The organism is Streptomyces sp. NEAU-sy36, from assembly GCF_013423905.1.
Lineage (GTDB): Bacteria > Actinomycetota > Actinomycetes > Streptomycetales > Streptomycetaceae > Streptomyces > Streptomyces misionensis.
The window spans coordinates 3477561-3490313 of the sequence record NZ_CP058977.1 but is presented as its reverse complement, the minus strand read 5'-3'; the positions used below and the strand labels follow the sequence as shown (position 1 = coordinate 3490313).

General features: G+C 70.5%; 8 protein-coding genes. All 8 read right to left on the bottom strand.

Annotation, left to right across the window (positions count from 1 at the left end; all coding sequences use genetic code 11):
- Positions 1-4: 4 nt before the first annotated feature.
- The 8 genes from HZZ00_RS16115 to HZZ00_RS16080 are packed head-to-tail and all read right to left on the bottom strand — an operon-like array spanning position 5 to position 12753.
- Positions 5-541, bottom strand: a complete 537-nt coding sequence (locus tag HZZ00_RS16115) for a phage baseplate assembly protein V (protein ID WP_180332830.1) — start codon at positions 539-541, stop codon at positions 5-7.
- A gap of 36 nt (positions 542-577) precedes the next feature.
- On the bottom strand, positions 578-1717 hold the full coding sequence (locus tag HZZ00_RS16110) for a hypothetical protein (RefSeq protein ID WP_180332829.1): 1140 nt from the start codon (positions 1715-1717) through the stop codon (positions 578-580).
- Positions 1710-2072, bottom strand: a complete 363-nt coding sequence (locus HZZ00_RS16105; RefSeq protein ID WP_180332828.1) for a hypothetical protein — start codon at positions 2070-2072, stop codon at positions 1710-1712. The genes HZZ00_RS16110 and HZZ00_RS16105 overlap by 8 nt, the downstream gene beginning before the upstream one ends.
- A 7-nt stretch (positions 2073-2079) precedes the next feature.
- A complete protein-coding gene (locus HZZ00_RS16100) occupies positions 2080-2766 on the bottom strand; it encodes a hypothetical protein (RefSeq protein ID WP_180332827.1) in 687 nt (228 codons plus the stop codon).
- Positions 2767-2785: 19 nt separating this feature from the next.
- Positions 2786-4006: a hypothetical protein gene (locus tag HZZ00_RS16095; protein ID WP_180332826.1), complete on the bottom strand. Its 1221-nt coding sequence runs from the start codon at positions 4004-4006 to the stop codon at positions 2786-2788.
- Positions 3993-10508: a DUF4157 domain-containing protein gene (locus tag HZZ00_RS16090; RefSeq protein ID WP_180332825.1), complete on the bottom strand. Its 6516-nt coding sequence runs from the start codon at positions 10506-10508 to the stop codon at positions 3993-3995. Before HZZ00_RS16090 ends, HZZ00_RS16095 begins: the two co-directional genes overlap by 14 nt.
- Positions 10505-10789, bottom strand: coding sequence for a hypothetical protein (locus tag HZZ00_RS16085; protein WP_180332824.1), 285 nt, complete (start codon positions 10787-10789; stop codon positions 10505-10507). The genes HZZ00_RS16090 and HZZ00_RS16085 overlap by 4 nt, the downstream gene beginning before the upstream one ends.
- Positions 10780-12753, bottom strand: a complete 1974-nt coding sequence (locus HZZ00_RS16080) for an ATP-binding protein (RefSeq protein ID WP_180332823.1) — start codon at positions 12751-12753, stop codon at positions 10780-10782. Before HZZ00_RS16080 ends, HZZ00_RS16085 begins: the two co-directional genes overlap by 10 nt.

Sequence of the window (12753 nt, the reverse complement as noted above, 5' to 3'; positions counted from 1 at the left end):
TTGCCTATCGCTTGGACTGGACGGTCAACTGGCCTTGGTTGATGGTCACTTCGCTGCCGCGCAGGGTGATCTCGGCACCCGCGCCGGTGGCGATGACCACCGCTTCCCTGGTGATGCGGATGTAGGCGCCGCCCTGGGCCTGCAGGAGGATGCCCTGCTCGGCGCCGGCGGTGTCGTTGAGGACGATCTTGTGGGCGCCCGGTGTCTGTACGACCACCGGTTTGCTCGCCGCGCCGGCCTGGAGCTCGCGGCGGGCGTCGGGCGGCAGTTCGCTCGCGTCGCCGTACCAGCACCCGGTCCACACCGGGAAGCTGGGGTCACCCTGCTCGAACTCCACCCAGACTCCGGCCCCGGGCGGCGGCACCACGAACTGCCCGGACTCGGGCCCGGTGAACGGCAGGCAGGGCAGCGCCCAGGTGGACGGCTCGTCACCGAGGACGTCCGGGACCTCGGCCGTGATCCGGCCGAGCCGCAACGGGTCGTCGTTGCCGACCACCCGGCCGCGGAACTTGCCGAGGTAGCGATTGCTGGGTGCCGCCATGGTCGGGGTGCTCTCCTGGTCGCTCGGTGGGGTGTGTCACGGCCGGACGGTGTCGCCGCGTGCTTCGAGGCCCTCCCGGGAGAGGGTGAAGTTCTGCTGGAAGGAGCCCGGACGGAGGTTGTGGGTGACGGACTTGACGTAGTAGTCGCCGTCGTACGCCCGCCCGGCGCCGCGGACGCCGACGAGCCGGCGCGGCTGGAGGAGGTAGCCGTGCCGGTTGACGTCGAGGGAGCCGGAGCCGGAGATGACGTCGGCGGACACGGCGGCGCGGGCGAGGAGTTCGGCCTCGGCCTGCTCGCGCTGCTGCTTGGCGGTGCCCGAGAGGGTCCTGCGTTTCAGCGCGGGGGTGGCCCGGCGGCCGAGCGGCGGGCGCAGGGGGCTGATCGGCGGCTGGGGCAGCAGGGTGGACTGGCGGGTGCCGGGGTCCTGCCAGCGCGCCTGGGGCTCCTCGCGGGCGGTGCCGTCGTAGGCGAAGGTCAGCTGGTCCACGGTGGACAGGGCGTCCATGTTGACGTTGAGGGCGTGCTGGCGCAGCCCGATCCGTACCTCCGGGCCCCAGCGCGCCGCGGACTGGCCGGGGTTGGGTCCGGGCTCCAGATAGAAGGTGTAGCCGTTGGCGCGGGCCAGTTCGGTGACGTACTGGAGGTCGGTGCCGGTCTGGTAGTGGACGCGCAGGTCCTGGTGCGGGGGCTGGGGGATCTTCTCCTGGTAGACGTCGGGGCGGATGCCGTAGTCGGAGTACCGGCGCAGGATCGCCAGCACCCGCTGGGAAGGCGGCAGGTTGGGGTAGGGCGCGGTGCGTTCCTCCAGGTCCATGAGGAGCGTCAGGTCCTCGCCGGTGACGGTGAGGGTGGAGTGGCCGGGGAGGTTGCTGGCGCCGACCTCCTGGCGCACGATCAGCCCGTCGAAGAGCACTTCGGGGGTGCCGCGGACGCTGACGGTGAGGATGACGCGGATCTTCGGGTCGAAGAAGCCCTCGGGCAGCAGCCGTTGGTTGAGCAGCCCGTTCTTGGTGAGATCGAAGGCGAACTGGAAACCGCTCCGCTCCCCGGCCGTGGCCGTGATCTGCGCGGACAGCAGCGCCTCGGCGACCTCCAGCGGGACCGGGCGGGCCAGCTTGGGCCCCATGAGGAGCTGGATGTGTACGGGGCCCTGCCCCACGGGCTGTTCAGACACGGCGCTCCCCGCGGGCGAATCCGCCGGCCGGCGGGATGCCGATGACCCGTCCCGGCTCGTCCGTCAACTCCCTGGGGTCCAGGACCGGGTTGGCGTCGGCGATCCGCCACCACTGGCCGGGGTCGCCGAGGAAGCGCTGCCCGAGCAGGTCGGGACGCTCCCCCGCCCCGACCACGTGCGGCTCGGTCTCCTCGGTGAGCGGGGGCAGCAACCGCCGCTTGGTGTACCGCACTTCGGTCCCGTCGGCGCGCCTGTGCACACCGATCTCCGCATCGTGGTACCGACTGGTGCGCGGGTAGGGATGGGCACCCGGTATCGAGTCCAGGGCGCTCTCGTACGGCTCGATCTCCGCCATGTCCTCCTCAACCTCTTCCGGTCACGAGGTCGGCGCCGCCGAGGCCCAGTGCACCGAGGCCGCCACCGCGCGCGGCGGCCGCCAGCCGTTCCTTCTGCGCCAGGTGCGCCATGTACAGATCCGCGCCCCGGTGGCCCGCCGGCAGATCGCTGACGGTGAGGATCTTCATCCCGATGCCGAGCGAGGCCCGGATCGGGTTGAGGTTCACGTCGAACGCCGACTCGTTGACGGACAGGTCGGTGAGCCGCACCGGCATGACCCGCTTGCTCCCCCAGGTGAACAGGGTCAGCGGCATCTCGATCGGACTGATCTCGATGCTGCCCTTCTGCGTCAGCCGGGTCGCGGCGCGCAACTGCGCGGTGGTCGGCTGCACCAGCATCTCCAGCGCGGCGAGCTGCGGGTGAATCCCGTCCGGCGCGGCGACCTCCAGCTGATCGGTGGCGTCGATCTCGGCGGTGAACTTCCACGTCTCCTGCGCGGGCCCCTTGAGCCTCAACGCCTCGTTCCGGTCCCCACTGCCTGTCCCCCCACCCCCGGCGTCCCCGCTGTCCCCGGCGGACTGGGGCGTGATGCTGCGTTCCAGGGTGTCGGGGTTGAACTGGAGGACGATGACGCGCTGGGGAGTGCCGTGATCGGGGTCGACGACGACGAGGCCGGAGCGGATGGGTTTGGGGATGTCGGCGTAGCGGGTCATTTTCCCTCCTTTCAGGTGCTCAAGGCTGCGAACGGGTGGCAGAAATCGAACAGCGATCGCACCAGAAGCCGAAGAGTGAGCCTTCGAAGCCAAGGGGGCCGAAAGGAGTGGGGCCGCTGTCCACGGCGACCAGGAACGGCATGAAATTCCCGCATCCGGGACAGAGGGCGTGGGTTTCCGGCGAAGGCCAGCGCGGGAGTCCGCCTACCTGGTGTCGAGCCCTACCGGTAACCGCGGGTCGACTCACACCTGTCTGGTTGGGGTGCGTTTCCAATACCATGGCCCTTTCACCGGGAACCACACGTGACTTCTCGGCACTGGGCCCCTGTGGCTGATAAAAGGCATGTGTGCCGTCCTCTGCGAACTGCACATACAGAATGTCCACTTCGTCGCAATCGCAGGAGAACCAGAAGAACGACGGGTCGGCGCCGAGTTCGTACGGCAGCTCACGGCTGGAGAGGGTCAGCACCCTGTCCGCAGGCATACCACACCGTGCGCACAGAGGAACGTCCTGCTCGTACCGTCCGCCCATGACATGAGGGCTCTTGCCCTGGTCGGTGACGAATCCCATAAAGGCGGGGTGGAACCCGGCCGGGTTGCCGGTGTCGGGGAGGCGGCCTGCGAGTGGCATCAGCACCTCCCATTGCTCGGGAGTGTCGACCTCGTCGCGTACCGAAGTGATCAGGTCGGCGGCATGGGGCGTTCTGATGAGTGCGAGAGCGACCAGGCTGCCCATCTCGCGACTCTCTCGCCATTCACGCAGAAGGGAGTCGGCGACCGAGTCCGGGGCGCCGGACAGCAGGCTGGACCGGTGCAGCGGGGTATCAAGCCGTTCCTCATAGGGACGGAGCCGGTCCGGGTGGTAGACGCCGATGTTGAAAATGACAGAGGAGAGAGGGGATTCCGGATCGGGCGCTGCGAGGTAGTCCTCGACGAACGCGGCCGTCAGGGACTCGGGAAGCCACGGGACAAGCCGGCCGGCAGCCCGTACGACCGGACCCGCACCGCGCAGTCGCTCGGCCGCCCGGATCTTCCCTTCCGCCACGTCGGGCACGAGTTCAAGGTATTCCGCGACATACTCGGCCACTGCCTCGTCGATTGTCTCCAGGAGGCAGTCAACGGCACGATCCGGCCCCTGACCGCCCTGTGCGGAAAAATATTGGATGATGGATTGCGATCGGTCAGCGACAGTGAGACTCGGATCGAAGGCGATCTCTTCAACGCGTTCAATCGGTGTCATTCTTCGCCTTCTCCCAGTAGTACAGCAGCAAGTTGTCGATATCACGAGAATAGTGCACGCCTGTACCGGTCTCACTGTCGTCCCGGTCGGCAAGTCGCTTGTAATGCCAGATCATGTCGTAAACCTGGCTTTTGACCAACTTCCCATCGGCGTTCCAGCTGGTCAGGTAGTGTCGATAGTCATCCTCGACGGCCATAGTCAGATCCTTCGAGTCAAGGACGACCCTCTTCGCACTGTTCCTGGACTTGAAGGTGCGGGAGCCGCCAACACGATCACCCTTTTCGAATTCGTGCTCCTCTTCCTCCACCACGAGCGTCTGAGCATCGTTGTAGATCTGCTTCGACTTGGCCCCCCGATCAAAACCCCCCTTGTCATTGATCGTGATGTATTCATGAAGCACCAACAGGTCCTCGATCTCCTTGTCGGAAAATCTCCTGCCCTGGGCGGCTTCCTGCTCGGCGACAAATTTCCGCTGGGCTGCCAGAACCACGGCGGCGCCTGAAGGAATGTGATCGGGCGTCAGCTTGTCGTCCGTTACTGCGCGCTTCGTGCCCTCCTTGAAAGTCAGGCTTTCACCCTTGGTCACGTCGCCGATCGCGGCGCGGCCGCTACGCCGGCCTCCGCTCTTGGTCGGACGCGGCGCCGCGATGATCCGGGCAAGCTCCGGGGAGAGCGAGGTGGGCCGGGCCGCCGCGGAGGAGGACCTCTGCGCCGCATCCGGTTGTCCGGCCCGAGCCGCCTGCCGCTGCCTGTCCCGATTGCGCTCGGCATCCTGTGTCTCTTTCACACGTGCCGCGGCACGCGCGCGGGTGACGTGCGGCGGTTCAGTGAGAGAGTCCCAGGTGTGGTAGGGAAGGGCACGCTTGCGTGGGTTGAGGAAAGCCGTGACGTAGCCATGGTCGGTGCCCTCGAGGAACAGCTCGGTGAGCCTGTACCACAAGCGAAGCCCCGCCAGCGTCGCATTCATGATCGGGCGGGGCACACCCGGCTTCATGACGCGCTCGAGCAGCGGCCGTACCCGCGCCACGATCTTGTCGAGCCGCGCCTCCTTCGACTCCTTCGACTTCTCGTCCTTCTTCCGCTGGTCCTGCTTCCGCCTCTTCTGCTCGTGCTGCCGCTTCTTGTGATCCCGCAGTTGGTCCTTCTTCTTCTTGAAGAAGTTACGGAGCTTGGACGCACCGTTCCTGAGCGCCTTGCCGACCTTGGACTTCTTCAGCTTTCGGCCCAGGGTCTTGGCCGCGTTGCCGACCTTCTTCAGAGCCGACTTGACCGCGCCCTTGGCCTTCGAGAGAACCCTGCGCACCGGGGACTTGGGCTTCTTGGGCCTGGTCGGCTTGGGGCCCTCGATCTCCTTCTGCTTCTTCTTCGGGGCCGACTGCGGGTCCTTGTCCTTGGAGCCCGTTTTCCTCTCGTCCGGTGCTCGGTCCTGCTCCGGTGAGCGGCCCTTGTCGTGGCTTGCGGACCTCGACGGCTCCCGGTCCGGCGTGCCGTCCTTCCCGGCCCCCGTCTCCGTGTCCTTCGCCTTCGGCTCGGGTTCCTTCGGCTTGGTCTGCGCCGTGTCCGGCTTCTTCGCCGGCCCCTTCGGGGTCGCGTGGTCCTTCGGCTTCACCGGCGACTTCGGTCCGGGCGACGGCTTGCCCCTCGGCTTGCGTTCGGTGCCGGGGCGGGACAGCGCTTGCCGAGCCTTGCGCAGGGCACCCCGGGCGGAGTTGACCGCGGCGCCCGCCGCCTTCTTCGCTCCGCCGCCGACCTTCTTCAGCCCGTCCATGATCTTCTGGGCCATGGCCTTGAGCCGCTTGCCTACGCCCTTCGTCGCCGAAGACAGGCGTTGGAGGAGGAAGTTGGTGACGAAGTCGAGCAGGGCGACGACACCCGCGGCGACCGCCTCCGCGAAGAGGCACGCCGCCGGGCCCGCCTTCACGGCTTTCAGATAGGCCCAGAACTTGCTGAACGCCGACAGGATCGAACTGACCGTCTGCCAGGCCGACATCAGGCCCTGGATGATCGTCAGGATCGCCCCGGCGGCGGGAACGAGCATCGAGACGACCTTCTCGATGACGAGCGACGCGATCATCATCGGCAGGGAGGCGATGACCGCGTCCCACGCCATCCTGCCGATCTGCTTGATCGACACGCAGCCCTTGACCAGAACGTCGATGACCGCCTTGCCGAGCCCCAGGATGCCCTCGACCTTGGTGTCGAACCACTGTTTGACCGCCACCTTGATGGCGCCCCAGAGGTGGTCGGTGATGCCCGTCTTCGCGGAACTCGCGGCCTTCGAGATCCAGCCGCCCGGGTCCGGCGCGATGTCGGCGACCAGTGCCGCGAACTTGCCGAGCGCCGCGATGGCCGCCTGCGCGAACTTGATCGCGCCGACGATGACGGACTGGTAGGCCTTGATGACCGCCTTGACGCCCGCCTCCAGGACGTCGAGCAGCTTGTTGAGACCGGCGGCCAGGTCGTCCAGGAGAGCATTGACCGCCTTCTTCAGGCCGTCCGCCAGCCGGTTGACCGTCTCGACCGCCGCGTCCCGGAGCCCCTCGATCGCCTTGCGGAAACGGTCGCGGAGTGCGGGGAAGGCCGCGAGGAGCGTGTCCCCGATCGCGATCAGGACGTCCGCCAGCGCGTTGATCGCCTTGACGGCCAGGTCGCGGACGAAGTCGATGGCCTGGTCGGCCCACTCCTTGAACCTGTCGATGATCCCGTTGACCGCTTTGCGGGCGGCGTCGAAGATGGCGGTGACCGCGGCGAGCAGCCCCTTGAAGAAGTCGGCGACCTTGCTGGCGACCCATCCGAGCAGGCCTCCGGAGGGCTTCTTCTCTTCCTTCTTCTTCTTGGCGTCCTTCTCGGCCTTCTCGCGCTCGGTGTCGATCTGCGCGTTGTCCTTGTCCTTGCGCGCGCCGATCTCCTTGTCCTTGTCGTCGCGCGCCTTGACGATCTCCTTGTTCTTCTTGTCGTGCTCGTCGCCGGACCGCTTGTCCGCGTCCTCGATCTTCTTGTCCTGCTCGGCCCGCCAGTCCTCACGCTGCTTGTGCGTGTCCTCCGCGACCTTGCCGCGCTCGGCGGTCTGCTGCGCGGTATTGCGCTCGACCTCGCGGTCGATCTCGGCCTGCTTGTCCTGCTTGGCCTTCTGTTGGCTCTGCTGGTGCGCCTCGTCCTTGGCATCGAGATCGGCCCGTGCCCTGTCCGCGGCACCGGTGATCTCGCGTCCCTTCTCCTGCTTGGCCACGGCGCCGACACCCGCCTTGGGCGCCGGCGCCGCCTCCAGCGCGGCACCCTTGCCGCCCCCGGAACCGCCCGACGCCTTGCCGGTGAGCCGCTCTTTGGGAGCGTTGGGGAAGATCTGGTCCTCGCCCATGGGCAGGGCCGCGTCCTGGCGGCCCGTCGTCTGCAGGTCGGACTGCTTCTCCTTGAGCGCCTTCGCCTGGTCGTCCGTGCGGGTCGGATCGCCGGCGCCCTCCAACCGGATCTTCGGTGCCGGGCCGACGGTCTTGTTCTCCAGCGCGGGATCGGTCGTCGGGATCGAGTCGGCCGTCGCCTCGACGTGCTTGGCCTCGGCCTCGGTGAGCCCCTTGTCGGGGGCTGCCGGTGGCGGCGGAGGAGCAACGTTCGCGGCGGGTTGCCTGCCCTCGGCCTTCTGGCCGCCCTTGGCCTTCTGTCTGTCGTCCTGGCCCTCGGGGCCGATCCGCTCCACCTTGCCGGTGACCTGCGGGGCCGCCGGCGCGGCCGCGGGCGGCGCGGAACGCGTCTGCGGCGCTCCCGAGGGACGTTCACGTGTCGGCGGGGCCGCGTCGAGGCGCTTCTGCTCGTCGGCGATCTTCTTGTCGGCGGCCTTGTCGACTCCCGGCATCGCAGCGGCCGCCTGGTCCGGCGCCAGCTTGCCGACCGTCTGCACGGCGGTCTTGGGGTCCTGCCCCGAAACGTCCGGAGGCTCCTCCTGCTTCTCTTCGGGCGCGACCTCTCCGCCCCCTCCGCAGCTGCCCCGTGTGTCTTCGTCCTTCTCGGGTGCGGGTGCGGGCGGTGCGCAGCCGCCGCCGTCCTTCTCCAGCGAGGCCTCGGGCCTGGGAGCATCCGTCGCCGTGCTCTGACCGGGCCCGTCGGTCTGCTCGGCGGCCGGGCTCACGGCCGCCTGTGCGACGGAAGGTGCCGCACCGGGGCCCGCGCCGACCGCCGGGCCGGTCTTCTCCGAGGCGCCGACGGGTCCGCGCGGTGCCGCGCCGGGACCGGTCTCCTTGGGCACCCGGCTCTTGGCCCGGGGCGCCTCACGCTCGGAGCGGGGCGGCTCGGCGTCGCGGCGGGTGGTGGGCGAGGGATCACGGTCCTCGACCGGTGTCCTTGGAGTCTGGGCGCCGGCCGGACGGGAGACGACGGCCGCAACGGGACCCGCCGTGACCGACGCGAATCCTCCGGCCGCCGGAAGCCTGGCGGCCGAGCGGGACCCGCTGACCGTGCCCCCTGCCCGCCGGTCCTCGTCCTCCGGTCCGTCTTTGGCGTCCGACCGCTCGCCGTCGGCGTCCGTTCCGTCGGCACCGGAACCGTCCGCGTCCTTGTGCTGCTCGTTCTCCTGCTGCTGTACCGGGCCGGGCTTCTCGGTCTCCGGCTCCGGTTGGTCCTTGTCCTGGGTCGCGAGGTCGGGGCCGACCTCCTGGTCGAGCGGTTCGTCGGTCTCCTGGAGGTCCTTGGTGCCCCGGTCCTGGGCCTGAGCCACAGGCCCGTTCTCGGGTTGGGCGGCCTCACCCTCGACGGGCCCCTCGTCCTGTCCCGGGGCCTTGGGCTCGGGGGCGGCGTCGTCCTCGTCCTGTTCCTGGGCGTTCCGCTCCCGTTCCTGCTCGGTCTTCTCCGCCTTCGTCGGCGGCGGAGCGGGGAAGGCGGGCGCCGCCGGTACGGCCGCCCCCGGCTCGATCTTGTCCGCGGTGGGCACGGCGGACAGGTCGAGGTCCGCCTCGGGCAGGTGGTCCTCCGGGGTGAGCGCGGGCTCGTCCCGCTCGTCCGGTGCCGCGGCCCCCTCGTCCTCACCGCGCAGGGCGTCCTGGTCGGCACCTGCTTCGAGGCCGAGCGGCCGTTCCTCCTCGCGGGGCTCGGGCTCGGCGCCACCGTCCTCGTCCTTCTCGTCAAGTCCGTGCTCGGACAGTGCGAAGTCGCGACGCTCGCCCCGTTCGTCGACCTTTTCCGGGCGTACGGGGCCTGGCTGGGCCTTCTGCCGGGGATCCGGCTCCTCGTGCGTCGTACCCGGGGCCGGCTGTGTCTGCTCGTCCCGGCGCTCCCGTTTGCCGGCTCCGGGCGCGGTGGCCTGCCGGGGGTCGGCCTCCTCGCGCTCGCGCTGCTCCTTGCGGTCCTCGGTCGTCCGTTCGAGACTCTCCTGTTGCCCCCGGGCGCGTTCGTCGGCGGCCCGGTCCGTGTTGCCCCGGTCGGTGGCCGCCTGCTCGTCCCTCTGCCGTTCCTCTTCCCTGGCCCGCTGCCGGGAGGCGTCGCGCGCGTCCTCCTGCTCCGTGCGCCGGGCGGCGTCCTGCGACTCGGTGGCGGCGTCCGCGCGGGCCCGGCTGCGGTCACCGCTGCTCTTGGTGTCGCGCGCCTTGGTGTCCCGTTGCTCCTCGTGTGCGTCTGCTGTCCGCTGGTCGGCGGAGGTCCGGTCGGACTCCTTTCTCTTCTTCCACTCGGTGCGTTCGACACCGAGCGCCTCGAAGAGGTCGTGCTCCGGCAACGGGACGTCGGCGGGCTGAAGTTCCACGGGACCGGGGCGCGCCTCGTCGGCGATCTCCAGGAGCCGGTCGTACTCGGGAGTGAGGAGCCGGTTCTCCAACCGCCCGACGACCGATTCCTCCAACTCGTCGGAGAGGCGGGCAAGCTGGAGCCGCACGCGGCCGGAGGCGTCGGCCGGGTCTCCGCGCAGGCTGCGCAGCACATCGCCCGCGATCCGGTCCACGAGGGTCGCCGGGTCGACGGCTTCGGCACGCATCCGGTCCGCGTCCACCGTCGCGTACCGCAGCCACCCCGGCGTGGACCGGTTCTCCGTCACCTCGGGCGCGGGTGCGTCGGTCGAGGGGCGGACCAGATCCTGGGCGGCCGACTCGGCCTCGCGTTCGATGGCTTGCTGGGGGAGGCTGACCGCGCCCGGTTCGCGGCCCGCCCGCAGGGTGCCGAGGCCGTGCGGGTTCTGGACGGTGTGCAGCAGTTCGTGGGCGAGGAGGCGGCGGCCCTCGTCGGTGCCGGGCCGGAAGGCGCCCGAGCGGAAGAGGATGTCCTGGCCGACGGCCACGGCGTCGGCGCCGAGCAGTTCGGTGAGGCGGTCGGCGTCGCGGTCGGTGTGCAGGCGGACGCGGCTCAGGTCGTGGCCGAGCCGGTCCTCCAACTCGCGGCGGACGCCCGGGTCGAGGGGCTGTCCGGCGCCGCTGACGATGTTCTTCGGTTCGGGGGTACGGGAGGCGGCGGCGCGTTCCCTGCGCTTGCGGCGGCGCTGTTCGGCCGTCTGCCGGTCGGCCGCGTCCTGGGCCCTGGCGGTCATGGCGTCACCTCCCCGTGTCCGCTGAGCCCTTCGTGGACCGCGCGGGCCAGTTCCTGGCCGAGGCGGCGGGCCGACAGTCCGGCACCCAGCGGCGGCAGGCCGGTGAGCGCTGCCAGGGTCAGGGCGCCGTTCTCCGCCAGCGGCACGCCGTGCTGCCGTACCAGACGGGCGAGTTCGCGTTCGAACGCGGCCGAGACGCGGGCCGGGTCGGCGTGGAAGCCGTCGAGGACCAGTTCGCCGATCTCCACACGGATCGCCGACGGCCGCCTGTTCACACCCATCCGCGCACCTCCGCGGGGGTCAGTGAGCGCTCCAGCTTGAGGTACTCGGTGCGGGCGGCGGCGAGCATGTGCCGCATCTGCAGCCGGTCGCCCTCCTCGGCGGCGAGGAACGCCCCGGACAGGGCGATGTTGCGGATGGAGCCGCCGGCGACGGTGAGCCGGGCCAGCAGGTCCGGGTCGATGTCCTTGAGCGGGGCCTGCGGTGGCAGCACCCGGCGCCAGATCTCGGCGCGTTCGTGCTCGGCCGGGAAGGGGAAGTCGACCACGAAGCGGATGCGGCGAAGGAAGGCCGTGTCGAGGGCCTGCTTCATGTTGGTGGTGAGGATGGCGAGGCCCCGGTATGCCTCCATCCGCATCAGCAGGTAGCTGACCTCCAGGTTGGCGTACCGGTCGTGGCTGTCCTTGACCTCGCTGCGCTTGCCGAACAGGGCGTCCGCCTCGTCGAACAGCAGGAGCGCGCCGCCGCGTTCGGCGGCGTCGAAGACGCGGCGCAGGTTCTTCTCGGTCTCGCCGATGTACTTGCTGACCACCTGGGAGAGGTCCACGACGAACAGGTCCAGGCCGAGTTCCTCGGCCATCACCTCGGCGGCGAGGGTCTTGCCCGTGCCGGAGCCGCCGGCGAACAGCGCGGTGACGCCGAGCCCCCGGCGCAGGGTCGCGGCGAATCCCCACTCCTGGTGGACGGTCGGCCGCTGCCGCACATGCGCGACGATCTCGCGGAGCACGGCGGTCTGCCGGTCGTGCAGCACGAGGTCGTGCCAGCCCGCCCGGGGTTCTATCCGGCGGCCCAGTTCGTCCATGCCGACGCGGGCCTCCTCCAGCCCGGCCCGCCAGGCGAGTTCGGCGGCGTCCGTCTCCTCCTCGTGGGGCAGCCGGCGGCCCACGGCGGCCGCGGCGGAGCGGACGACGTGCGGCGGCAGCTGGAACTGGGCCACCAGGGAGCGCAGTTCCGCGTCGGTGAGATCGGCGACGTCCGCGAACGCGTCGGCCCACAGGGCCAGTTGTTCGTCGTCGTCCAGGCGCGGTACAGCCACCCGGGTGCCGTGCGGGCGGCCGGTGGGCAGCGGGTCCTCGCTGGAGACGACGACGGGGACGGCGGCCCCGGCGAGGAACGCCTCGGTGGCGGCGTGCTGGTCACGGTCGAGGTCGCCGGCCTCCACCAGCAGCGCGGCGGGCAGCAGGATCGCCTCCCGCTGCCACAGCCGGGCCAGGCGGTCGCGCTCGGCGGGGTCGGCCGGCAGGTCCTCGGCGTTCATGGTGTACAGCCCCAGTCCGCAGCGGGCGGCCGCGGTGGCCGCGAGCTCGGCGCGGCTGTGCCGGTCGCCGCCGGTCACCTCGACCACGGGTGGCGCGCCGGGGCCCCGGCCGTCCTCCCGCCAGCCCTCGGCGAGCCGGCTCGCGGCCAGGTCGTACGAGGGCGGGAGCGTGCCCGCTGGGATGGTGGTGCGGCGGAGGCGGCCGTGCAGCCGGGCGTCGAGGTAGGGCGAGTCGAGCAGGAAGTGCAGGACACGCTCGTCCAGCCGGAGCCGGGTGAGGGTCAGCCGGGTCTCGTCCTCCAGTTCCACGATCCGCCAGCGGCGCAGCGGGGCCACGGGGGTGAGGGCGCTCCAGTGCGGTTCGCCGAGGGCGGCCAGGGCGAGGGAGAAGGTGGGGTACGCGCGCCCGGGGTCGCCCGCGGCCGCGGCGCACCGGGCGGCCGTGCTGGGGTCGAGTTCGTCGGCGGCGGTGAGCAGGACGAGGTCGCGTTCGAAGGGGGTGAGTCCGAAGAGGGCGACGAGGGCGTCGAGCGGGGTGGTGCGGGCGGGCGCGGGGGTGAGGGTGGTGGTGGGGCCGTTCCGCTCCGCGGTGGGCCGGCCCTGGCCGGTGCGGGCGGCGTGCGCGTCGACGCGGGCGAGGACGCGCCGGATCCCGGCGGTCAGCGCGGAGTCGTCGCCTCCGGTCCCCGGCTGCTCGTCCTTCTCCAT

Coding starts and splice junctions, on each gene's coding strand:
- HZZ00_RS16115 (WP_180332830.1), bottom strand. CDS start 541: ATGGCGGCACCCAGCAATCGCTACCTCGGCAAGTTCCGCGGCCGGGTG.
- HZZ00_RS16105 (WP_180332828.1), bottom strand. CDS start 2,072: ATGGCGGAGATCGAGCCGTACGAGAGCGCCCTGGACTCGATACCGGGT.
- HZZ00_RS16100 (WP_180332827.1), bottom strand. CDS start 2,766: ATGACCCGCTACGCCGACATCCCCAAACCCATCCGCTCCGGCCTCGTC.
- HZZ00_RS16095 (WP_180332826.1), bottom strand. CDS start 4,006: ATGACACCGATTGAACGCGTTGAAGAGATCGCCTTCGATCCGAGTCTC.
- HZZ00_RS16090 (WP_180332825.1), bottom strand. CDS start 10,508: ATGACCGCCAGGGCCCAGGACGCGGCCGACCGGCAGACGGCCGAACAG.
- HZZ00_RS16085 (WP_180332824.1), bottom strand. CDS start 10,789: ATGGGTGTGAACAGGCGGCCGTCGGCGATCCGTGTGGAGATCGGCGAA.
- HZZ00_RS16080 (WP_180332823.1), bottom strand. CDS start 12,753: ATGGAGAAGGACGAGCAGCCGGGGACCGGAGGCGACGACTCCGCGCTG.